22 protein-coding genes are annotated in these 22,645 nt (G+C 64.1%); 14 read left to right on the top strand and 8 right to left on the bottom strand.

What is annotated here, in order from left to right; all coding sequences use genetic code 11:
• Positions 1-40: 40 nt before the first annotated feature.
• The gene (locus tag JQ603_RS06410; protein ID WP_212337463.1) at positions 41-1,960 is read right to left on the bottom strand and encodes a Vps62-related protein; all 1,920 of its coding nucleotides are present in this window, start codon (positions 1,958-1,960) and stop codon (positions 41-43) included.
• 512 nt (positions 1,961-2,472) lie between these two features.
• On the opposite strand from JQ603_RS06410, the gene JQ603_RS06415 reads away from it, so the two are divergent.
• Positions 2,473-3,969: an ATP-dependent nuclease gene (locus tag JQ603_RS06415; RefSeq protein WP_212337465.1), complete on the top strand. Its 1,497-nt coding sequence runs from the start codon at positions 2,473-2,475 to the stop codon at positions 3,967-3,969.
• Positions 3,970-4,151: 182 nt separating this feature from the next.
• Here the strand turns inward: JQ603_RS06415 and JQ603_RS06420 are convergent, their stop codons facing one another.
• Both JQ603_RS06420 and guaA read right to left on the bottom strand, forming a co-directional pair.
• A complete protein-coding gene (locus JQ603_RS06420) occupies positions 4,152-4,871 on the bottom strand; it encodes a DUF2971 domain-containing protein (RefSeq protein WP_212337467.1) in 720 nt (239 codons plus the stop codon).
• Positions 4,872-5,095: 224 nt separating this feature from the next.
• Positions 5,096-6,694, bottom strand: coding sequence for a glutamine-hydrolyzing GMP synthase (guaA, locus tag JQ603_RS06425; RefSeq protein WP_212337469.1), 1,599 nt, complete (start codon positions 6,692-6,694; stop codon positions 5,096-5,098).
• 149 nt (positions 6,695-6,843) lie between these two features.
• Between guaA and JQ603_RS06430 the strand changes: the two genes are divergently transcribed.
• The 3 genes from JQ603_RS06430 (at position 6,844) to JQ603_RS06440 (ending at position 8,538) form a co-directional block, all read left to right on the top strand.
• A complete protein-coding gene (locus JQ603_RS06430) occupies positions 6,844-7,215 on the top strand; it encodes a nuclear transport factor 2 family protein (RefSeq protein ID WP_212337471.1) in 372 nt (123 codons plus the stop codon).
• A 512-nt stretch (positions 7,216-7,727) separates the two neighbouring features.
• Positions 7,728-8,060, top strand: a complete 333-nt coding sequence (locus JQ603_RS06435; protein WP_212337473.1) for a DHCW motif cupin fold protein — start codon at positions 7,728-7,730, stop codon at positions 8,058-8,060.
• A 268-nt stretch (positions 8,061-8,328) separates the two neighbouring features.
• Complete coding sequence (locus tag JQ603_RS06440) at positions 8,329-8,538, top strand: cold-shock protein (RefSeq protein ID WP_008141931.1); 210 nt, start codon at positions 8,329-8,331, stop codon at positions 8,536-8,538.
• Between the two features lie 270 nt (positions 8,539-8,808).
• Here JQ603_RS06440 and JQ603_RS06445 read toward each other — a convergent pair whose 3' ends face one another.
• Positions 8,809-10,107 (bottom strand): RsmB/NOP family class I SAM-dependent RNA methyltransferase, encoded by a 1,299-nt coding sequence (locus JQ603_RS06445; protein WP_212337475.1) that lies wholly within the window; start codon positions 10,105-10,107, stop codon positions 8,809-8,811.
• A gap of 34 nt (positions 10,108-10,141) precedes the next feature.
• A complete protein-coding gene (locus JQ603_RS06450; RefSeq protein WP_026312432.1) occupies positions 10,142-10,564 on the bottom strand; it encodes an MAPEG family protein in 423 nt (140 codons plus the stop codon).
• Positions 10,565-10,720: 156 nt separating this feature from the next.
• Between JQ603_RS06450 and JQ603_RS06455 the strand changes: the two genes are divergently transcribed.
• From JQ603_RS06455 to JQ603_RS06500, 10 genes are all read left to right on the top strand, one after another.
• On the top strand, positions 10,721-11,335 hold the full coding sequence (locus tag JQ603_RS06455; RefSeq protein ID WP_212337477.1) for an acriflavin resistance protein: 615 nt from the start codon (positions 10,721-10,723) through the stop codon (positions 11,333-11,335).
• Between the two features lie 69 nt (positions 11,336-11,404).
• Positions 11,405-12,247 carry a metallophosphoesterase family protein gene (locus JQ603_RS06460; RefSeq protein ID WP_212337479.1) on the top strand — a complete coding sequence of 281 codons (843 nt, stop codon included), beginning with the start codon at positions 11,405-11,407 and terminating at the stop codon, positions 12,245-12,247.
• A gap of 142 nt (positions 12,248-12,389) precedes the next feature.
• Positions 12,390-13,685: an amino acid deaminase gene (locus JQ603_RS06465; RefSeq protein ID WP_212337481.1), complete on the top strand. Its 1,296-nt coding sequence runs from the start codon at positions 12,390-12,392 to the stop codon at positions 13,683-13,685.
• Positions 13,686-13,693: 8 nt separating this feature from the next.
• Positions 13,694-14,353, top strand: coding sequence for an amino acid ABC transporter permease (locus JQ603_RS06470; protein WP_212337483.1), 660 nt, complete (start codon positions 13,694-13,696; stop codon positions 14,351-14,353).
• 10 nt (positions 14,354-14,363) lie between these two features.
• On the top strand, positions 14,364-15,014 hold the full coding sequence (locus JQ603_RS06475; protein WP_212337485.1) for an amino acid ABC transporter permease: 651 nt from the start codon (positions 14,364-14,366) through the stop codon (positions 15,012-15,014).
• Positions 15,001-15,729: an amino acid ABC transporter ATP-binding protein gene (locus JQ603_RS06480; protein ID WP_212337487.1), complete on the top strand. Its 729-nt coding sequence runs from the start codon at positions 15,001-15,003 to the stop codon at positions 15,727-15,729. The genes JQ603_RS06475 and JQ603_RS06480 overlap by 14 nt, the downstream gene beginning before the upstream one ends.
• A gap of 40 nt (positions 15,730-15,769) precedes the next feature.
• A complete protein-coding gene (locus tag JQ603_RS06485) occupies positions 15,770-16,567 on the top strand; it encodes a transporter substrate-binding domain-containing protein (protein WP_212337489.1) in 798 nt (265 codons plus the stop codon).
• A 59-nt stretch (positions 16,568-16,626) separates the two neighbouring features.
• A complete protein-coding gene (locus JQ603_RS06490; RefSeq protein ID WP_018645782.1) occupies positions 16,627-16,971 on the top strand; it encodes a RidA family protein in 345 nt (114 codons plus the stop codon).
• 62 nt (positions 16,972-17,033) lie between these two features.
• On the top strand, positions 17,034-18,062 hold the full coding sequence (locus JQ603_RS06495; protein ID WP_212337490.1) for a succinylglutamate desuccinylase/aspartoacylase family protein: 1,029 nt from the start codon (positions 17,034-17,036) through the stop codon (positions 18,060-18,062).
• Between the two features lie 41 nt (positions 18,063-18,103).
• Entirely contained in the window at positions 18,104-19,168 is a 1,065-nt protein-coding gene (locus tag JQ603_RS06500; RefSeq protein ID WP_212337492.1) for a LacI family DNA-binding transcriptional regulator, read from the top strand.
• Between the two features lie 9 nt (positions 19,169-19,177).
• On the opposite strand, the gene JQ603_RS06505 is transcribed toward JQ603_RS06500, so the two are convergent.
• The 3 genes from JQ603_RS06505 to guaB form a co-directional block, all read right to left on the bottom strand.
• Entirely contained in the window at positions 19,178-19,486 is a 309-nt protein-coding gene (locus tag JQ603_RS06505) for a hypothetical protein (RefSeq protein WP_212337494.1), read from the bottom strand.
• A gap of 170 nt (positions 19,487-19,656) precedes the next feature.
• A complete protein-coding gene (locus JQ603_RS06510; protein ID WP_212337496.1) occupies positions 19,657-20,679 on the bottom strand; it encodes an NADP-dependent oxidoreductase in 1,023 nt (340 codons plus the stop codon).
• 269 nt (positions 20,680-20,948) lie between these two features.
• Positions 20,949-22,442: an IMP dehydrogenase gene (gene guaB, locus JQ603_RS06515; RefSeq protein ID WP_212337498.1), complete on the bottom strand. Its 1,494-nt coding sequence runs from the start codon at positions 22,440-22,442 to the stop codon at positions 20,949-20,951.
• Positions 22,443-22,645 lie beyond the last annotated feature (203 nt).

Genomic DNA, 22,645 nt, shown 5'->3' on the forward strand with positions numbered 1-22,645 from the left:
CGCGTTTGTGCCGGGCTGCTGTGCAGCGATCCGCCGCGCTTCACTCGAACGTCGCGCTGTTCCAGTAGAGCGTCGGTGACCCCTTGCCGGGATGCACGACCAGAAAGCCGCCCTGCCAGGGGATCACGCTGGGCGTCCGTATGGACAGCGCGCCGGCGATGGTGCCTGAATCGCTCCAGTCCGCGCCGTCGCTGGTGACCGCGTAGCGCACCTTCTTGTTGCTGTCGGCGTAGAAGCAATAGAGCGTTCCGTTCGGCCCTCCCGCGAGCGCGCCGCTCGAATCCGAATAGAGCGACATGCTCGGCAAGAGGTTGGGGCCGGTCCAGTTCGATCCGTCGGGCGAGACATAGGCGCCGAGCACGGTCGGCATCCCCTTCTCGAGACCTGCGACCGGCGCCACGATCACCAGCGAGCCGCCGCAGCACTCCACCGCGGGCGCGACCAGCGCATCGCCCGCGATCGTCGCAGCCACCGGACCGTTGTCGCCGGGGAGCATCACGCGTTGCGGCGAGCTGAAGTGCACCCAGTCGGTCGTGCTGAGATACTGGATGGTGCCGTCGCTGCCGCCCCAGGCAATGTACCAGGCGCCGTTGTACTGTCCGATGCTGGCCCCGGTCTTGGCCGCCGGCGCGGGCCAGAGCCCCGGCACGCTCCATGGTCCTCCGGACCCTGTCGAGGAGGTGTAGGCGACGAGGCTTTTCTGATTGAGCAGACCGAGCAGCGCAAGGCCGCCCGAGGGCGTCGCGCAGGCGGCCAGTCCTGCGAGCTGGTTCATCGTCGGCGACGGTGCCTTGGTCCATTGGCCCTGATTGAAGCTCCACGCACCCATCATCGGCGGGAGAAGCCCCATGCCGATGCAGATGATCTCCGATCCCGGCATCGTCGCCAGCGCCACCGGAACGAGGCTGGCGCTCGATTTGATCGGCGTGTCGGTGCCGAACGGCAGGAAGGTCGGCGTGACGGCCCAGGAGCCCCTCTGCGACGGGGTCGTCGGGCCGGTCAGGTCGCCCTTCACGATCGGCAATATCACTTCGGAGAGCCAGGCCTGCAGCGTCGTCGAGTTCGCGACGTACTGCACGGCATCCTCGACCGCCGAGTTCAGCTGCATGCCGTTTGCGGCGGCGGCGACCATTGAGCCGATCTGCGCATCGGTCAGCGTGGGCTCGAGCGGCTGTCCCCAGCGCCCCTTGAAGGCAAGCCAGGGCGGCGGGGTCACGGGAGTCGGCAGGATCGCCTGCGCATCGTTCTGGATCACGACCGGCGGGTTGGGCGTCGCCAGATTGACGTTCGGACCGCCGCCCCGCGCGTAATCGGCGACCGCGAAGCGCACATCCCACACGTCGACGCCGTCGATCTCATAGGTGTCGTTGCTCGAGGCCGGATAGTTGGCGTGCGATCCGCTCGCGACATAGACGTTCGGATGCGTGCCGCTGCTGAACGTCAGGAAGCCGTCGTTCGGCGAGCACCATTGTCCGCCCGAATGCTGCGAGAAGAACACGCCGACGACCTGCTGGGCGACATTGACGCGTACGACGACGCATTCCCAGTCGCCCCAATGGATCGAGAGCGGCATCAAGGCCCGACCGGTGGAGCCGGTCCAGCCGGTGACCTCGCAGATCTCCTGCCCGTTATAGGGATAGAACAGCCAGTACTGCAGATCGACCAAGTCGGTGCGGTCGTCGACCGGCAGGACATGGACATAGCTGGTGGCGCTGGGAAGATAGCCCTTCATCAGCGAGGCCCATATGACCTGCGGCGCGACCAGATAGTCGTCGGGACTGCTCTGCTCGACCGTCCCCCAATTCCACTGACCGGGACCGGAATAGATGCCGCCGGCGGCCTGGTAGCCGACCTGGTTGATGTACCAGTCGGTCGACGAGGGCAGATTGACCTCGTCCTTGTCGAGATGAAGCATCGGCGCGAAGTTCGACACGAGTTCGGCAAGCGTAGGCCAGGCCATGATTTGCTCCCTGCAGGTCGTGGATCGACGGGTTTTGGATCGACGGCCGGGAGCTTCCAGCAAGCGATATCAGGCACGAAGCAGCCCCGCCCTCGCGGGCGACAGTCTAAGACAATACACCCTTAAAGCGAACTAACTTGATGCTGAAATTTGGAGCAGGCATACGTGGGGAATTTCACATTGCCGTCATTGCGTCGGTGGAGGTGACGGCGCGCGGCCAACCATGCTCAGTCCGTGCGTGCCAGCCATGGTGTCTCCATAGCTCTCATCGGCCTTCTGTGGGAGCCACGGGAAGCGAGACCAATCGCGAGACTTCGGGACGCAAGGATGGTCGGCTGGCTTGGGACATTACGAAGGTTGTGGAGGAGACCCATCCCGACAATTTCGTCGCGCCATATCGGAGGCAAACTGGTTTATGACCATCACTATCATAATGTGGTGCAATACGCCTTCGTCTAACTCATCGCACCAATCCATTTGACATAAGATGCAATGATTCCGGGGAGCGAGCCGTGTTCAAGAGCGAAGTGCGCGACAGCACAATTAATGCCTTACTCGACAAGGCCAGAGAGCGAAATTACGGACAATATCTGGCAAAGATGGTCCTCAAGAAGGTTCGCGGATTTAGCGATGAGCCCATCTCTTTCGATTTTCCTGTCACTGCGATCATAGGCCCGAACGGCGGAGGCAAAACCACTGTCTTGGGTGCTGCGGGCATCATCTACAAAGATGTTGCACCTCGTACGTTCTTCTCGAAGAGCGGGAAGTACGACGCTGGGATGCAAGATTGGTCAATTGAGTACGAGCTCATTGATCGAAAGGTTGCCCCCAAAGATCACATCAGGCGAACCGCTAGCTTTAAGAGCCTTAAATGGAATCGTGACGCCATGGATAGGCAAGTTCTCGTCTTCGGCGTCTCTCGAACCGTGCCTGCAAGCGAGCGAAGGGAACTGCTAAGCTGTACTTCTCGAAAATTTTCTGTACCCGAGAGTCAGATAGTCGGCTTTTCGCAGGATCTAAATCAAGCAGTTTCTCGAATTTTGGATAAGGACGTAAGTGGATTCAAGCAACTGAAAATCCACGCATCCGGCGACGTCACTCTGCTAACAGGACAGACATTGAACGGCGTCCAATACTCCGAGTTTCATTTTGGCGCCGGGGAATCGAGCATCATCCGCATGGTTGCGGCCATCGAAACGGCACAGGATCAGACTTTAGTTTTGATCGAAGAAATCGAGAATGGATTGCATCCGGTCGCCACAATTCGGCTGGTCGAATATCTGATTTGGGCTGCTGAGCGCAAAAAGATCCAAGTCATTTTCACGACACATTCGAATGAAGCCCTTCAACCCTTACCAAGCAAAGCAATCTGGGCGGCGACAAAAGACAAGCTGTTTCAGGGAAAACTCGATATTGCGTCCCTACGGGCAATTACTGGGCAGATCGAAACTTCATCGGTGGTATTCGTTGAGGACGATTTCGCAAAAACCTGGGTGGAATCAATACTCCGGCAGGGCACCAATCGCCCTATCGAACACTTTCAGGTGCACGCGATGGCCGGCGACGGAGCAGCCGCGGCAATGAACAGCTATCATAATGCTAATCCAGCAATTAGCGTCCCTTCGGTATGCGTGATAGACGGGGATTCGAAGCAAGACGAGAATCCCTCCAAAGGCGTATTTCGTCTTCCAGGCAATGCACCCGAAGCATTCGTGTTCGATAGCTGCGTAGAGTCGTGGCCAGCGATCGGCGGCAAGTTGTCCGTTGCTCTCCTCCAAGAATTTACTGAAAGCGATCGCGTCCTCGAGGCTTGCAAGCAAGTTCGCTTATCAAACAAAGATACCCACTTGCTCTTTTCGCAACTCGGCGCGAAGTTGGGATTAATACCCGCACAAACGGTGAGCTTGGCCTTCACCACTATTTGGGCGCAGAATAACAAGCAGGCCGTCGAAAAATTGGCGACCAGCATCATCGAATTCAGCGGAGCCGGAAAGGCCAAACTCGCCTGAAATAGACAGACGCCGAGCAAGATGATGAAAGCTTGTCCGAACCAGAGAATCGGAAACCCGTTCAGTATCCGGGCGGACGTTAAGGCGACACTCTGTCAGTGAAGTGCATGACGAACTTGTCTAGATCTCGGTAGGTCCGTCGCGAATTATTTGGCCGACGAGCTGACCGCAAGCAAGCACGCTTACTTGCGATATGGTGCGCTTGAACGACGAAACGTGATGCCAGAGTGGCCATACCCCAATGAATCCGCGAGATATGTAAGAACGCGCGTGCTCTCCATTGCGGGGGCGCGCGGTCCGATTACAATTTCTTCAATCGGCATAAGTTTCTCATCCTGAGCGCTCGTCATATCGAGCACTCGATAAGGAACCAAGCGATTAGCCGAAGCTCTGTATCGCACCTCGCCTCTGAGGGCCATGATTCGCCACTCTCGCTCTTCGTGAAAGGCCGGATGCTTACATTCGAACGCGACTTCATGCAGAAACTCGCTGATCCTCAATTGCACCCAACTCTCGAAAGTCGTCTCTGGCCATCCATAGGTATGAAGCCGACTTGCGAACGGTGCGAGCGCAGAAGCAAAGTCCGAGAAGTATCCAGTGACTATTTGCTCCTCAGCGGATCCACCATAGATCATCCGCTTAAGGTTAGCCTCATGATCGGATAAGACTCGAAGCTTGCTCGGATCGAAGCCTATGGCAAAGCCCATTCCGTCCGCCGCATATGCTCGCCACTGACTGAGCACATCTCCATCTTCAGAAAAGCAGGCTACGTAAACGCCGAGTCCAATTAGCGTTCGGCGGAAGGTTGCTCCCACCTCGGAGGTCTGCCGGAATTGCTCAACGAGGAACTCGGATCCTTTGGAGTGTCGCGCACCGAGGTGGTTCGCGACGTTCTTGAACAATGACGCTAACTCGTCCTCATCGTTGAGATAATCTGTATGTGTCGCCCAAATCTGGCGGTTCTGAAGGATACCAAGAAGGGCAGTGGCGTCGCAGTAGTGATAGATTAATCTCGGAAGTGCCCGTCGCCCATGAAGCGCCCTTAGCCCCCTATCATAGGCAGTGTGAACTCCTGTCACGAGCTCTCTTGGCGGACGCACTCGCCGTCCGACACCGCGCCCTTTCATCACTCCCACTCAATCGTCCCAGGCGGCTTGCTCGTCACGTCGTACACCACCCGGTTCACGCCCTTCACCTCGTTGATGATGCGCGTGGCGGTCTCGCCCAGGAATTTCATGTCGAACTGGTAGAAGTCCGCGGTCATGCCGTCGGTGGAGGTGACGGCGCGCAGGCCCACGACGTAGTCGTAGGTGCGGCCGTCGCCCATGACGCCGACCGTCTTCACCGGGAGCAGCACGGCGAAAGCCTGCCAGATCTCGTCGTAGAGGCCGTGCTTGCGGATCTGGTCGATGTAGACGGCGTCCGCTTTGCGCAGGATGTCGAGCTTGTCCCTGGTGATGTCGCCGGGGCAGCGGATGGCGAGGCCCGGGCCCGGGAACGGGTGGCGGCCGACGAAGATTTCGGGGAGGCCCAGCTCACGGCCGAGCTTGCGCACCTCGTCCTTGAACAGCTCGCGCAAGGGCTCGACGAGCTTCATGTTCATGCGCTCGGGGAGGCCGCCGACATTGTGGTGCGACTTGATCGTGACCGAAGGTCCGCCGGTGAAGGAGACGCTCTCGATCACGTCGGGGTAGAGCGTGCCTTGCGCGAGGAAATCGGCGCCGCCGATCTTCTTGGCCTCAGCTTCGAACACCTCGATGAAGAGGCGGCCGATGGTCTTGCGCTTGGTTTCGGGATCGGTGACGCCTTCGAGCTCGCCCAGGAATTGCTTCGAGGCATCCACGTGCACGAGCGGGATGTTGTAGTGGTGGCGGAAGAGGTCGACGACCTGCTCGGCCTCGTTGAGGCGCATCAGGCCGTGATCGACAAACACGCAGGTGAGCTGGTCGCCGATAGCCTCGTGGATCAGCACGGCCGCGACCGCTGAATCGACGCCGCCGGAGAGACCGCAGATCACCCTGCCCTTGCCGACCTGCTGGCGGATCTTTGCGATTTCCTCCTCGCGGAAGGCGCGCATGGTCCAGTCGCCGGTGAGGCCGGCGATCTTGCGCACGAAGTTGCGGATGAGCTTGGCGCCGTCGGGCGTGTGCACCACTTCGGGGTGGAACATCAGGCCGTAATATTTGCGCTTCTCGTCCTGGATAATCGCAAAGGGCGCGTTCGGCGAGGTGCCGGCGACGGAGAAGCCCGGCGGCATTTTTGTGATGCGGTCGCCATGGCTCATCCAGACCTGGTTCTTGCCACCGGGCGACCAGACATCCTCGAACAGCTTGCTCGGCGCCTTCACCTCGACATCGGCGCGGCCGAATTCGCGGTGATGGCCGCCCTCGACCTCGCCGCCCAGCTGGGCCGCCATCGTCATCTGGCCGTAGCAGATGCCCATCACGGGGACGCCGGAATCGAAGATCAATTGCGGGGCGCGGGGCGAGCCGGCTTCGTGCACCGATTCCGGGCCGCCGGAGAGGATCACCGCCTTCGGCTTCATCTCCTTGAAGGCCTCTTCGGCCTTGTTGAACGGGACGATCTCGCAATAGACGCCGTCCTCGCGCACGCGACGCGCGATCAGCTGCGTCACCTGGCTGCCGAAGTCGACGATGAGAATCTTGTCATGCGCCGAGGCCACGGAGGGCGTCGACGCGGAGCGGTCGTTCTGTGCTGCTGTCATGGCAAGCAGATACGCGACCGCGCCCCTGCCCGCAACCGCGCTGGCCCGCGCGCCCACATTCTTCTTTGGGCATGGACAAATCGATATAGGTAAGTATTATTGACCTAATTGCCCACCAGCAAACAGGGGCCGATCAGGGAGAAACGCTCGTGTCACAGCACCATCAGCCAGCAACGCTCGCCGCGCTCGGCCGGACCTGGGTCGAGGCCTGGAACGCGCGCGATCTCGAATGCGTGCTCGCGCTTTATGACGAGGCGGCGGTGATGACCTCGGACCGGATTCCGGTGATGGGGTTCGACGCCAGCGGCACGGTGCGCGGCAAGGAAAGCTTGCGGGCCTATTGGGGCAAGGCGCTGGGGCTGCTGCCGGAGCTGCACTTTTCGCTGATCGACGTGTTCGTCAGCCCCGACAGCGTCGTGGTGTTCTACGCGAACGAGCGGGGCAAGAAGATCTGCGAGTATCTGCGGGTGAACGATGCGGGGCTGATCGTACAGGGATCGGCGAACCATTTGGTGGGGTGAGTGCCGCCTCTCGATGAGCATTCGTAGGGTGGGCAAAGGCGCGCTTGCGCCGTGCCCACCATCTCTTCGGGATCGCCGAGACATCGTGGGCACGCTTCCGCCTTCGCTCTTCGAGCGAAGCCGGATGCTTTGCCCACCCTACGGACTTGCGCTTTTTGAGCAGCGATTTCGCTCATTTCCCGTCATCCTGAGGTGCGAGTGGCGCGATGCCACGCATCGCGCCGGGAGCCTCGAAGGATGCACGGCCGAGCTGCAGCCGGGCCGTCGCCCTTCGAGGGCCGCTGAAGAAGCGGCCACCTCAGGGTGACGGTGATGGAAATGGAGCGCGCTGGACCACAGGCGTCATTGCGAGCGCAGCGACTTGTCCGCCTAAGCCTTGGCGAAGGCGGAAGCAATCCAGACTGTCGCTGCGGATGCATTACTGGATTGCTTCGCTGTGCTCGCAATGACGGAGACTGCGGCACGTGCGTGCGCTAACAACGGCACCGCCGGCTCTGACACAGGATTCCCCGATGAAACTCCCGACCTCCCCCTTCACCGTCACCGACTGGAGCAAGGTTGCGCCGACGAGGCATGCCGGCGAGGCCGGCGAGGCCACATGGCGCACGCTCAATATCGGCGACCTCAGGGTGCGGATGGTCGAGTATTCGCCGGGCTATCTCGCCGACCATTGGTGCGACCGCGGCCACGTCATCTTCGTGGTCAAGGGGGAGCTCGATTCGGAGCTGCGCGACGGCCGCAAATTCAAGCTGACGGCGGGGATGAGCTACCAGGTCTCGGACTTCGGCGACGCCGCGCACCGGTCCTCGACGGCGTCAGGCGCGACGCTGTTTATCGTCGACTGAGGGCTGATTTGCGGTGCATTTGCACCGCAAAATAGCAAAGTCCCGGAACGTGCCGGGCCACGGGTGGTGCCTTGAAGAAGTCCAATTATCTCGCTATATTGTGATCATCGATACTTGGCCGAACGACTGGGCCGCTTCGCCTCGTCTTTAGACAGGCGCGCACGCTTCAGATGATTTCTCCAAAACATCGACTCATCAGGGCTATGGGCGCAGCGACGCGTACCGGCCCACGTGCGTACCGTCTCTAACTAACTAAAGGAAGTTCCCCATGGCTATGGGCACCGTGAAGTGGTTCAACACCCAAAAGGGTTATGGTTTCATCCAGCCGGACGACGGCCAGAAGGACGTTTTCGTCCACATCAGCGCCGTCGAGCGTGCCGGCCTCTCGTCCCTCAACGAGGGTCAGAAGGTCTCGTTCGACATCGTCGCCGACCGCCGCAGCGGCAAGTCGTCGGCTGACAATCTCCGCGTCGGCTAATCGCCCGCGCAACGTTCTGACCGCGGACGTACCGGCAGAACGCTAGAAAAAGAAAGCCCCGCGACCGGGATCGGTCTGCGGGGCTTTTGCTTTTGGGGAGAATGACAACGTCGATCATCGGTGCCGTAGGGTGGATTAGCCCTGCGGATTGCGCGAAGCGCAAACCGCTCGGCGTAATCCACCAACGCATGCTTCCCCGGACAGAGAAGAAGGTGGATTACGCCAGCGTCTGCGCTTTGCGCAGCCGCCGGCTAATCCACCCTACGAGAGCTACGTCTTCTTCAACACCGAGACGAAGAACCCGTCGGTTCCCGTCCGCCGCGGCGTCATCAGCCAGCCCTCGGCCGACTGCAGCGCGGCGTCGGCAAAAGCCTCGGCCTTGTCCCAGAGCACGCTCGCGGTCTGCTCGGGCGGCACCACCGCGAACTCGGGATGGCGGCCGACGAACGCCCTCACCTGCTCGCCGTTCTCTTCGGACAGCACCGAGCAGGTGATGTAGGCGATGCGGCCGCCCGGCTTCACCAGGGGAACCGCACGCGCGAGCACCTCGGCCTGGTCGCGCAGGCGGATCTCCAGCGCCCCCGGCCGCATGCGCCATTTGGCGTCGGGGTTGCGGCGCCAGGTTCCGGTTCCCGTGCAGGGCGCGTCGATCACGACGAGGTCGGCTGAGCCGCGGATATCGGCCAGCGGATCGGCCTCGCCCTTGGGCGTGCGGATATCGGCATTGTGGACGCCGGCGCGCGACAGGCGCTCGTGGATCGGGGCAAGCTGGCGCTTGTCGCGGTCAGTCGCGATCAGCCGGCCCTTGCCCTGCATCAGGGCGGCGAGCGCCAGCGTCTTGCCGCCGGCGCCGGCGCAGAGATCGATCACCTGCTCGCCGGGTTTTGCCGCGGTGAACTGGGCCGCAAGCTGCGATCCTTCATCCTGCACTTCAATTGCGCCCTTGATGAAATCCTCTTCCGCCTGGACGCCGGGGTTGCGCGCATCAGCCGAAAGCTCGATGCGCAAACCCGTTGCCGACCATTGCGTCGGTTTCGCATGAAGATGAGCAAGATTGCGCAGCACCTTGTCGCGATTGGATTTTAGCGTGTTGACGCGCAAATCCAGCGGCGCCCGGCTCGCCATCGCGGCGGCTTCCGCGGCGCGGTCCTCGCCGAACACTTTTGCGAAGTGCGGATCGAGCCATTCCGGGTAGTCGCCGGCGACGGAAGCCGGCGCGTCCTTCAGGGAGCGATGGCTGAGCGCCGCCTCTTCGGCCTCGGTCAGCGGCGTCGGAGCGAAGCGGCTGCCGTCGAACAGCGCGGCCATGGTGGCCGTGTCCATGTCGCGTTCGAGGCGGAGCATGCCGATCAGCCGCGCGCGCGCGGTGTCGGCGTCCATCAGGTACGCGCTCGAGGCGTAGCGGCGCAGCACGTCCCAGACGAGGCCGGCGATGGCGGCGCGGTCGCCGGAGCCGGCAAAGCGGTGCGCGGTGCCCCACTCCTTCAGCGCCTTGGCCGCAGGCACGCGGTCTCTCTCGATGGTGTCGATCAGTTCGATGGCTGCGGACAGCCGGGCAGCGGGGGTCATTTGAATCTTTCAGATTGGATGCGACGGCTAAGCGTCAGATCACCAGGAGCATTCTCAGCGCGAAGTAGATCCACATCGCGAGCAGCACGAGCACGCCGGCGAGCCAGATCGTGGAGCGGCGGCCGAGATCGTTAGAGGAGACGAACACGCCGGCATGGGCAAAACGCGCCACCACGAACACCCAGGACATCAGCACGATGAAGAGATCGGCATGGCGCAAGGGCAGCGCCAGCGCGATCAGGGCGTAGAACAGCACCGGCAGCTCGAACTGGTTGCGGTAGCAATTGCCGATCTGGGTGGCGTCCTTGGGCCAGTTCGGCTCGCCGAGCGCAATGTCGCGGATCTTGGTCTCGCCCGAAACCAGCGTCTTGCGGCGCGCGAAAACCATGCCGATCAAGAGCGCGAAGGTGAGACCGACCTGCACGAAGACAGGCAGCAGGACCATTTGGACGGACATCGGAACTTTCCCGTAAGGCGGATCGCCGCGGACCGTCATTAGCCGCGACTTCTCACGCTGACAATCAGCGAGTTGAACCGGTGTTCCCGCTCTTGCGACCAACCGCTGATTGTTAAAGCAATTTTGGTCCCTTAGGCCGCAAGGCGAGCCAGCGCCATGAACACCCTGTCCAGCCTCTTGACCGAATCCGCCGATGGCGGGCTCGGCATCCTGATGTCGGCGCTATCAGGCATCGCCACGGCGCTCGCGGTGGCGCTGGCGATGACGGTGTATTTCCGCCTGAGCTACCGGAGCTGGCGCGACGTCGTCAGGCACGGCCTCGCCACGCTCGCCGCCATCGCCCTGCTCGCCTTTGCTGGCTACGACATGCGCCACGCCGCGCTCGCCTATCTCGGCCTCAATCCGTCCAAGCCCGCGGTCGAGTTCGAGATCCGCATGCCCCGCGAGATGCTGGCGACGGTGAGCGACAGCCAGATCGAGCTGCACACCGACCGCAACCAGACCCTGGCCCTGGTTGGCGACGTGCGCGATCTCGCCGACGGCCGCGCGGTGCTGCGCGGCGCGGTGGCGCTCAACCACCGCACCGCGGACCGCGTGCTGGTCGTGAGCCTGCCCGGCAAGGGCACGTTCGAATTCCGCCTCCGCCTTGCCGCCGAGCCGCATCGCTCCCTGGAGTTCGGCCCCTGGCACCTCGCCGATCGCATCGCTTCGCCAGCGGCGGGCGCAGCCGCCCCGCAGGACGCCTACACGATCCGCTACCGCGTGCTTTAAACTTAGTTCGGTCGTGAAACGTGGCGTGCCGTCATCGTTCCGACGCGGGAGCGCCGGTATGATGAACTCATGTCCGAATTTCGCCTCACGCAGATTTCCGACACCCATCTCGGCCGGCGCTTTCCCGGCCTGATCGCGAACTTCCATCGCGTCAGTGAGCACATCGACACAGACAGGCCCGATCTCGTCATCAACACCGGCGACGTTTCCTTCGACGGGCCGACCAGCCGCGACGATGTCGAATTCGCAAAGGGTCTGCATAACGCCCTGCCCGTCGCCTGCCGCTACATTCCCGGCAATCACGACATCGGCGACAATCCGACTGCGATCGGACCTGCGCCGAAGCCGCCGATCGCGGAAGCGCATCGCCGGCGATTCTGCGAGATCATCGGCGAGGACCATTGGTCGTTCGAAGCCGCCGGCTGGCGCTTCATCGGCCTCAACACGCTGGTGATGAATTCAGGCCTCGCCTTCGAGGCCGAGCAGTTCGACTGGCTCGCCGCCGAGATCTCGCGCGTGAACGGCAGGCCGGTCGCGCTGTTCCTGCACAAGCCGCTGTTTCTCAACCAGCCCGACGATCCCGAGACACCTGAAACCTCGATCCGCTACGTGCCGCAGCCGGCGCGGGCGCGGCTGATCGAGATGTTTGCACGTGTCGACCTGCGCCTCATCGCCAACGGCCACGTGCATCAGCGCCGCGACTTCACTTATCGTCATACGCGCCACGTCTGGGCGCCGTCGGTCGGCTTCAGGATCAACGACGCCCGTCAGGACCGCATCGCGATCAAGGAGACCGGCCTCGTCGAGTACCGCTTCCGGTCGGACAGTTTCGAGGTCCGTCACATCAGGGCGGCCGGCCAGGCCGACATCGATATCGAGGAGATACTCGCCCAGATGGGCGGCGAGCATTAGCTCAATTCGCGGGCATAATTCCCTATCTGAATACCTCATTGCCTCGAACTTGTCCCCATAATGGCCAAATTTGGCTAATGACAACGTTGTCATTCGAACATATCGTTCATTCCAGCGGTCAGGGGCCGCTGAGGGAGCGACGATGCAGTTCTTGTCCCGGTGGGATAGCCAACGCCTTTCGACGACCATTCGGGGCATTCCCCTGGTCGACGGCGTGACCACTGAGGACATCGGCAGCCAGCGCTGGTCACCGTCGCGCGGCGATCTCGCCCTGCCCGCCCTCACCCTTGATGAAGCCGCCTTCGCGGCCAACCGCGACCTCTTCCTGAATTGGTGCAAGAGCGCCGGCGTCAGCGTCGCGCCGCACGCGAAGACGCCGATGTCGCCGGAGCTTGCGCGCTCGCTGCGCGCAGCCGGTGCCTGGGGCACGACGGTCGCCAATATCCAGCAGGCTGCGGTGCTGCTCGCAAGCGGCGAGCGGCGCCTGCTGCTCGCCAACGAGATCGGCGGGCTCGCGGCCGGCCGACGCCTTGGCGCGCTCTTGAGCGCCTATCCCGATGTCGAATTTCACGCCTTTGCGGATTCACCGGCTGCGGTCGCAGCGCTCGCCGAGGCTGCGCGGATCGCAGGCCCCCGCGAATTGTCGGTGCTGGTCGAGCTCGGCGCGGGCCGCGCCGGCGCGCGCGATCGTGCCGCAGTCGAGGCGACGATTGCCGCCGTGCTCGCCGCCGATCGTCTCGTGCTCGGCGGCGTCGCCACTTACGAAGGTGCGGTCGCAACGCCGGATGCCGACGCCACGATGCGCGCGATCGCGGCGCTGCTGGAGCGTACCATCGAGACGTTTGCGCTGGTGCGCGCCGCCGCACCAAAGCGGCCACTGATCTTGAGTGCCGGCGGCTCCGCCTACTTCGATATCGTCGCGCACGCGCTGGCGCCGGTGGCGCAGGCCGACGGCAATGCCAGTGCGATCCTGCGCTCGGGCGCGCTGTTCTTCGCCGATCACGGCATCTATGCGCGCGCCTTCGCGGAAGTCGACCGGCGCGGCGGCCTCCTCGTCGACGGCCTGCACCATTCCGCCGTGGAAGGCTTTCGCCCGGCGCTGACGCTCTGGGCCGAGGTGCTGTCGCGGCCCGAAGACGGGCTTGCGATCGCGGGCTTCGGCATGCGCGATGCCTCCTTCGACCAGGGACTGCCCGTGCCCCTGCGCGTGTTCCGCGACGGCGTCGAGCAGCAAGGGCTGACCGCTGCGCTCACCGTGACGCGCCTGAACGACCAGCACGCGTTCCTCTCGGTCGCGGGCGAAGCCGCGCTTGCGGTCGGCGACATCATCGCCTTCGGCATCTCGCATCCCTGCACCTGCCTCGACCGCTGGCGCGTCATCCTCGGCCTCGACGCCGACGGCGTCGTGACGCGCGCCCTTCCCACCCAGTTCGGCTGAGGGCGGCGATGAACTTCCTGCCGCTGTGGCGCTATCAGAACCAGCTCATCGACGGCGCCATCGTCACGCTGGAGCTGACGGTGATCTCGGCGTTGGCCGGGCTCGTGATCGGCATCGCCGGCGCGGTCGCGCTGAAGGGGCGCATCACGCCGCTACGCTGGCTGGTGCGCGGCTATATCGAGCTGTTCCGCAACACGCCGTCGCTGATCCAGATCTTCATCGTGTTCTTCGTGCTGCCGAACTTCGGCCTGAAGCTGCCCGCCTTCGAGGCCGCCGCCGTGGCCCTGTCGCTCTATTTCGGCGCCTACTCCGTCGAGATCATTCGCGCCGGCCTCGATTCCATTCCGCGCAGCCAGGTCGAGGCCGGCCAGTGCCTCGGACTGTCAGGCTGGCAGGTGTTTCGCCACATCATCCTGCCGCCGGCGCTGCGCAACGCCTATCCGGCCGTGACCAGCCAGTTCGTGCTGCTGCTGCTCGGCACCTCGCTCGCCTCGCAGGTCGCCGCCGACGAGCTGTTTCACGTCGCAGGCTTCATCGAGAGCCGCACCTATCGCAGCTTCGAGGTCTATGCGGTGATCTGCGCGGTCTATTTCGCGATGGCGATGTCGTTCAAGGCGCTGTTCGCCATCATCAGTCTCGCGGCCTTCCGCTGGCCGCGGCGGCGCTGAGGGACAAGCGATGCGATCCTTCTCCCTCATCGACTTCGTCTCGCTGTTCGCGGCGCTGCGCTGGACCGTCGCGCTGGTCGTGCTCGCACTCGCCTTCGGTGCGCCGCTGGCGCTCGGGCTTGCCTTGGGCCGCATCAGCCGGTTCGCGGGCCTGCGCTGGGCGATGGCGGCGTGCATCCAGGTGATCCAGAGCGTGCCGCTGCTCGGCCTCTTGTTCTTCTTCTATTTCGGCATGCCGGTTTTCCTCGGCATCCAGGTGCCGGCGCTCATCGCGGTGACCGTCGCCTACACGCTCTACACTGCGGCCTTCCTCGGCGAGATCTGGCGCGGCGGCCTCGAGGCCGTGAAGCAGGCGCAATGGGAGGCCGGCGCCTGTCTCGGCCTCTCCGCCTGGCAGCAGTTCCGCCACATCATCGCGCCGCAGGCGCTGCGGCTGTCGCTGCCGCCGACCGTCGGCTTCCTGGTGCAGCTCATCAAGGGCACCTCGCTCGCCTCGATCCTCGGCTTCGTCGAGCTTGCCCGCGCCGGCCAAGTGGTGAGCGCGGCGACGTTCCAGCCGCTCCTCACCTACGCGCTGGTCGCCGCGATCTACTTCGCGCTGTGCCTGCCGCTCACGCTCTGGTCCCGCTCCCTGGAGGCCCGCCTCGATGGCTCTCGTTGAAATCCGCGACGTGCACAAGACATTCGGCAAGGTCGAGGTGCTCAAGGGCGTCTCGCTCGATGTCGAGGAAGGCGAGATCGTCACCATCATCGGCCGCTCGGGCTCGGGCAAGTCGACGCTGCTCCGCTGCATCAATGCGCTCGAGAGCGTCGATTCCGGCGAGATCCGGGTCGAGGGCCAGAAGGTCCACGCCAAAATGCCTGACCTGAAGAAATTCCGTCAGCGCGTCGGCATCGTGTTTCAGGCCTTCAATTTGTTTCCGCATCTGAAGGTCGAGCGCAACATCACGCTGGCCCCGCTGCTCACGGGCCGCATCGACAAGGCGAAAGCCCGTGCGCTGGCCGCGGATGTGCTGACCCGCGTCGGCCTCGCCGAAAAGATCGACGCCTGGCCCGAGCAGCTCTCCGGCGGCCAGCAGCAGCGCGTTGCGATCGCCCGCTGCCTCGCCATGGCCCCTCACCTCATGCTGTTCGACGAAGTGACGTCCGCGCTCGATCCCGAGCTCGTCGGCGAAGTCCTGAAGGTGATGGAGGCGATGGCGAAACAGGGCATGACCATGATCCTGGTCACCCACGAGATGGGCTTTGCCCGCAACGTCGCCAACCGCATCGTCTTCATGCATCAGGGCCGCGTCTGGGAACAGGGCCCGCCGGCAAAACTGTTCGCCAATCCTGAGACCCCCGAGCTCGCAAGCTTCATCGCATCTGCCAAGTGAAACCTTCCAAGTGAGAACCTTCCCCTTCAAGGAGAGAGTCATGAGAAAGTTGAAGTCCATCTTCACCATTGCTGCGACGGCCCTCGCCGTCATTGCCGCACCGAACCTCGCCAAGGCCGACAAGCTCCAGGACGTGCTCGGCGCCGGCAAGATTCGCGTCGGCATCCTCACCGACGCCGCACCCTGGGGCTTCAAGGACGACAAGGGCGAGATTGCCGGCCTTGACGCCGATCTTGCAAAACTGATCGCCGCCGACATGGGCGTGAAGCTCGAGCTCGTGCCGGTGACGGGCGCCGCGCGCATCCCGAGCCTCTTGTCGGACAAGATCGACATGCTGATCGCCGGCCTCGGCGCAACGCCCGAGCGAGCCCAGCAGGTGATGTTCTCGCAGCCCTATGCGGTCGTGAATCTCGGCGTCTATGGCGCGAAGTCGCTTCCCTCCGCCACCGGCAAGAAGCCCGACAATCTCGACGGCCGCAGCGTTGCGGTGGCCAAGGGCTCGACGCTCGACGTCTGGCTCACCGACAACGCGCCGAAGGTGAAGCTGGTGCGCTTCGAGGACACCCCGGCCGCGATCGCGGCCTATCTCGCCGGACAGGCCGACACGTTTGCGGAGAACAGCGCCATTGCGCTGAAGGTGCAGGACCAGAACCCGACCAAGGAGGTCGAGCTGAAATTCCTGATCCGCCAGTCGCCGGCTCATGTCGGCGTGCGCCAGGGCGAGCAGAACCTGCTCAACTGGATCAACACCGACATCTTCTTCAACAAGCTCAACGGCAAGCTCGGCGCACTTCAGCTGAAATGGTTCAAGGAAGAGCAGTCGCTGCCGACGCTGTAATCGGGCACACGCTCCCGCGCTCGTCGCGGGAGCGCCACCTACACGAGGAGAATTTTCAGATGATCAAACGTTACGTCGTCGGCTCGCGCATGAGCCAGGCCGTCGCCGCCGGCGGCATGGTGCACATCGCAGGCCAGGTCGCCGATGACCGCAAGGCCGGCATCGTGTCGCAGACCCAGCAGGTGCTCGCCAAGATCGACGCGCTGCTCAAGGAGGCAGGCTCGGACCGCTCCAAGCTGATCGCGGTCAACGTCTTCCTGCCGCATATCACCGATTTCGACACCATGAACTCGGTCTATGACGCCTGGATCGATCCGGCCAACCCGCCGGCGCGCGCCTGCGTCGAAGCCCGCCTCGCCGATCCCGATTTGCGCGTCGAGATGACCGCGGTCGCCTTGCTGTAAAGGCGTCGCTTTTTCTTCAACCTTCGGCCGGCGCCGGCGACGGCGCGGCCACGAGGCCTCCCATGCATACCGGACTTTTCCACGACATCGATTTCGAGAAGGACCAGAAATGGTCCGGCCATCTCGGCATTCCCTTCTCGATCGACCGCTCCCCCTACTTCCAGCTCAAGATCCCGATCTTCCGGATCAAGAACGGCGCAGGTCCAAAGCTGCTGTTGATGGCCGGCAATCACGGTGACGAATATGAGGGCGAGATCACGCTGACGCGGCTGTATCGCCGGTTGGACGCGAAGGACATCAAGGGCGAGATCACCATCCTGCCCTTCGCCAACCTGCCCGCCGTGATGGCGGCGCGCCGCCGCTCGCCGCTCGACGAAGGCAATCTCAACCGCGCCTTCCCCGGCGATGCCGCGGGCACGCCGACATTCCGCCTGGCGCATTTCCTCGAGCACGAGCTGTTTCCGCGCCACGACGTCATCTTCGACATCCACTCCGGCGGCACCTCGATGGCGCACGTGCCTTGCGCGCTGATCGAGCGGCAGGGCCCGCCCGAGATGTTCGGCCACGCGCTGCGCCTGATGGAAGGGCTCGGCATGCCCTTCGCCTTCGTCGCCGAGAACGGCGCTGCTGCGCCGACCTCGATGGCGGCGGCCGCACGCGCCGGCGCGATCGGCTTGTCGGGCGAGTTCGGCGGCGGCGGCACCGTGACGCCGCAGACCATGGCGTTCACCGCGCGCGCGGTCGACCGGTTGCTGCTCGCACTTGGCTTGGTCCAGGCGCCCGTGCTGGGGCCCCATGCGCCGGTCGAGCGCGCGACTGAATTGCTGGCCCTGCAGAGCCACGCCCAGGCGGTGTTCGCGACGCGCCGTGGCTGGTTCGAGCCCGCTGTCACCGTCGGTGCGCGGGTCAAGGCGGGCGATATCGCCGGCTGGTATCACGACTTTGAGCGTCCGGAGCTTGCGGAAGAAGTGCTGCGCTTCCCCGCCGACGGCATCGTGATCTCGCAGCGTCTGCACACCGACAGCCAGAGCGGCGACTGCCTGGTCCAGGTCGGCCGCGCGCTGTCACGCGAGGAGTTGCCTGCGCGCTGAACTTTGGAGACGATACCGACTGCGAGTAACTTCGGGATTCGATGACCGATCCGGCAAAGCCAGGCTATGACGACGTGGTGCGCATTCCGGCGCCCCCCGGCCGCAGCAATGCGACCGGACGGCCGCCGCGCATCGAGGAAGTGGCGGAGCGCGCCGGCGTCGCGCCGATCACGGTGTCGCGGGTGCTGCGCCACCCCGAGAAGGTCAATCGCAAGACCCGCGAGCGCATCCTCGAGGTGATCGAGGCGACCGGCTACGCCTCCAACCCGCATGCGCGCGCGCTGCGCTCGGGCCGGTCGAACGTCGTCGTCGCCTTCGTCTCCAACATCCTCAGCCAGCAGTTTGGCCTCGCGGTGCGCAGCTTCGCCGCAACGCTGGAGCCGGAAGGTTTCGAGGTGCTGGTCGGCCAGACCTCCTACTCCTACGCCAAGGAGGTCGCGATGATCCAGTCGCTGCGCGGCATCCGCCCCGCCGCGGTGATGTTCACCGGCGTGATCGAGCTCGAGGAGAATCGCACAGCGCTTGCCGAGCTCGGCATTCCCGTGATCGAGACCTGGGCATTTCCGCGCGATCCCATCGACATGCTCGTCGGCCTGCCCAATGCGGATGCCGGCGCCATGGCGGCGCAGAGGCTGGCGGAGGCCGGACATCGCCGCCTCGCCTTCGTGGGCCGCAGCAGCGGCCGTGGCGCGCTCCGCCGCGACGGGTTTCGCGCGGCAGCGGCAAAGCTCGGCCTCGAAATCGTCCACGAGATCGGTGTCGGTGAGATCACGGGCCTCGTCGACGGCCGCGCCGCCTTCACCGCGCTGCTCGATCGCGGCGGCGACGTCGATGCCGTGTTCTGCGCCAACGACCTGCTCGCGACCGGCGCGCTGATCGAAGCCCGCGCCCGCGGCCTCTCGGTGCCGCGCGATCTCGCCGTGCTCGGCTTCGGCGACAACGACGTTGCCGATCAGATCACGCCCGGCCTCACCACCATCTCGTTCGATGCGGCGGCCCTCGGCCGGATTGCGGGGCAATTGCTCCTGGCGCGGCTGTCCGGCGCGCCGGCGGCCGAGCAGCGGCTCGCGGTTGAATTGTCGCTGATCGAGCGCGGCAGCGTTTGAGCGCCAGATTTAAGCGACGCTCTTGAGATCCTGCTGGATAGCGGCCAGCAGCGATTGCAGCGCTGCGCTGTTCACGGGCTTGGCCTCAGGGAGCGCGGGCTGAACACTGGCGGTCCGGACACTCGCGGGCTGCGCAACTCTCACCGGACGCTTCGGGAATGGCGGTGGCGCCGGCATCGCGGCTGGCGTGAAATCGCCCTCCTCCTCGGCGTGAACGAACTTGCCATGGATGACGTCGTCGCGGCGGCCCATGACGAACATCGTCGCCCAATAGCCGGCGGCCAGGAGGATTACGCAGAAAAGAACAATCTCTAACATCGCAGCACCTGAAATATGCGCGATGATTCAATGCCTTCGCCGGCCCGTCAATGAACAGACGGTCACACCTGCGGCTTTTGCGGGCAGGTGTGACCATTTGGTGACTCTTTCTTAACCATCCCCAGCCGGCTTGTGGCGCTGGGGCAACGGGAGTCCCATTCCTTGTCGCCCTAGGCCTTGTCCGGCCCCACGCGCACCAGCTGCTTGCCGAAATTGGCCCCCTTCAGCAGGCCCATGAAGGCGCCGGGGGCGCTTTCCAGGCCCTCGGTGACGAACTCCTTGTACTTGACCTTGCCCTCGCGGACCCAGCCCGACATGTCGCGCAGGAAGTCGCCATGGCGGGCGGCGAAGTCGGAGACGATGAAGCCGCGGAAGGTCAGCCGCTTGGTCAGGGTCGCGCGCATCATGCTGGCGGCCCATTTCGGCGGCTTGGCTTCGGTGTCGTTGTAATGGGCGATCAGGCCGCAGACCGGCACGCGCGCGAACGGATTGAGCAGCGGGAACACCGCCTCGAACACCGCGCCGCCGACATTCTCGAAATAGACATCGATGCCTTTCGGGCAGGCGAATTTCAGCTTGGCCGGAAAATCGGTTTCGCGATGATCGAGACACTCGTCGAAGCCGAGCTCCTTCACGACGTAATCGCACTTGTCCTTGCCGCCGGCGATGCCGACCGCGCGGGCGCCCTTGATCTTGGCGATCTGGCCGACCGCGGAGCCGACCGCGCCGGAGGCACCGGCAACCACGACGGTCTCGCCTTCTTGGGGCTTGCCGATGTCGAGCAGGCCCGTGTACGCCGTCATGCCGGGCATGCCGAGCACGCCGATAGAGGTCGAGATCGGTCCGAGCTTCGGATCGACCTTGATCAGGCCCTTGCCGCTCGAGATCGCGTGCGTCTGCCAGCCGGAACGGATGCGGACGATGTCGCCCTTGGCAAAGTCAGGATTGTTGGAGGCCGCGACCTCGCTGACCGCCTCGCCCTCCATCACGCCGCCGATCGGCACCGGTGCGGCATAGGACGGGCCCTCGCTCATGCGACCGCGCATATAGGGATCGAGCGACAGCCAGATCGTGCGCAGCAGGACTTCGCCCTGCCCTGGCGTTGGAACGGCGAATTCCTCGATGCGGAAATCGGACGGCTTGGGCTCGCCGACGGGACGCGCGGCGAGAACGATGCGTTTGCCTTGGGACATGGCTTCCTCCTGATTTTACTTCGGCGCGAACGGAAGCGGAGGGAGGAAGCTGCGTCAATACAAAAGCGGTGGAGTGGATGGTCGCGGCGATATGCACCCCTCTCGTGTCCCGGACGCGCTTCAACGTGCAACGTTGCTGCGCAGAGCCGGGACCCAGAAAGCAACACCGCAGAACGTGGAAACATGGGCCCCGGCTCTGCAGCGCATCACCGAAGAGGTGCTGCGCTGCGTCCGGGGCACGAGAGCGGAGTTGAAGGCGCGGCCGAGGACTAACCCCCGCCCGGATAGTTCGGCGCTTCGCGCGTGATGGTGACGTCGTGGACGTGGCTTTCGCGCAGGCCCGCGCCGGTGATGCGGACGAAGTTCGCCTTCTCGTGCAGCTCCTTCATGTCCTTTGCGCCGACATAGCCCATGGCGGCGCGCAAGCCCCCGGCGAGCTGGTGCATGACATTGCCGACCGGACCCTTGTAGGGCACCTGGCCCTCGATGCCTTCAGGCACGAGCTTGAGCGAGTCCTTGATGTCCTGCTGGAAGTAGCGATCGGCCGAGCCGCGCGCCATCGCGCCGACCGAGCCCATGCCGCGATAGGCCTTGTACGAACGGCCCTGCCACAGGAACACTTCGCCCGGCGTCTCGTCGGTGCCGGCGAGCAGCGAGCCGACCATCGCGATGTCGGCGCCGGCGGCGAGCGCCTTGGCAAGGTCGCCGGAGAACTTGATGCCGCCGTCGGCGATCACGGGAATGTCGGACTTCTTGGCCGCCTCGACCGCATCCATGATCGCGGTGAGCTGGGGAACGCCGACACCGGCGACGATGCGCGTGGTGCAGATCGAACCCGGGCCGATGCCGACCTTGATGCAATCCGCGCCGGAATCGATCAGCGCCTGTGCGCCCTCCGAGGTCGCGACGTTGCCGGCGACGACCTGCACCGAGTTGGAGAGACGCTTGATGCGGTTCACCGCATGCAGCACGTGGCGGGAATGGCCGTGCGCGGTGTCGACGACGACGAGATCGACGCCGGCATCGATCAGGCGTTCGGTGCGCTCGAAGCCGGTGTCGCCGACCGTGGTGGCGGCGGCGACACGCAGGCGCCCTTGCGCGTCCTTGCAGGCGAGCGGATGGGCGACCGCCTTCTCCATGTCCTTCACGGTGATGAGGCCGACGCAGCGATACTGCTCGTCGACGACGAGCAGCTTCTCGATGCGATGCTGGTGCAGCATCCGCCGCGCCTCGTCCTGGCTGACATTCTCGCGCACCGTGACGAGACCTTCATGCGTCATCAGCTCGGAGACTTTTTGCCGGCGGTCGGTGGCAAAGCGCACGTCGCGGTTGGTGAGGATGCCGACCAGCTTGCCCGGCGTCGTCTTGCTCGCGCCGGTGACGACGGGAATGCCGGAGATGCCGTGATCGCTCATCAGCTTGAGCGCGTCGTCGAGGCTCGCATCCGGGCTGATGGTGAGCGGGTTCACCACCATGCCCGACTCGTAGCGCTTGACCTGCCGGACCTGGGCCGCCTGCCCTTCCGGATCGAAATTGCGGTGGATGACGCCGAGGCCGCCGGCCTGCGCCATGGCGATCGCCATGCGGGCTTCGGTGACCGTGTCCATGGCCGAGGCCATGATCGGGATGTTGAGCGGAATGGCGCGGGTGACGCGCGAGCGGATGTCGACCTCGCCCGGCATGACGTCCGAAAGGCCCGGCTTCAACAGCACGTCGTCGAACGTAAAGGCTTCGCGGATGCCTTGAAGTTGCACCGTGGCCATCTGCCAACTCCTTCCTGCGGCCCTGCCGCAAATAGCTATGGATGAGCGCCGCCCTCGGCGTACCTTGCGGCATCGCCTTAAGAATCGGAGCCCATCGGTGGGGTTGACGCGGGTCGATAGCACGCCCGCGTGACGAATCAAAGCAATTCGGGCCGCTGGCCAGCCATGCACAGGCTTTTTTAGGGTAAATTCGGCGTGGATCG

The organism is Bradyrhizobium liaoningense (assembly GCF_018130825.1).
Classification (GTDB): domain Bacteria; phylum Pseudomonadota; class Alphaproteobacteria; order Rhizobiales; family Xanthobacteraceae; genus Bradyrhizobium; species Bradyrhizobium liaoningense_B.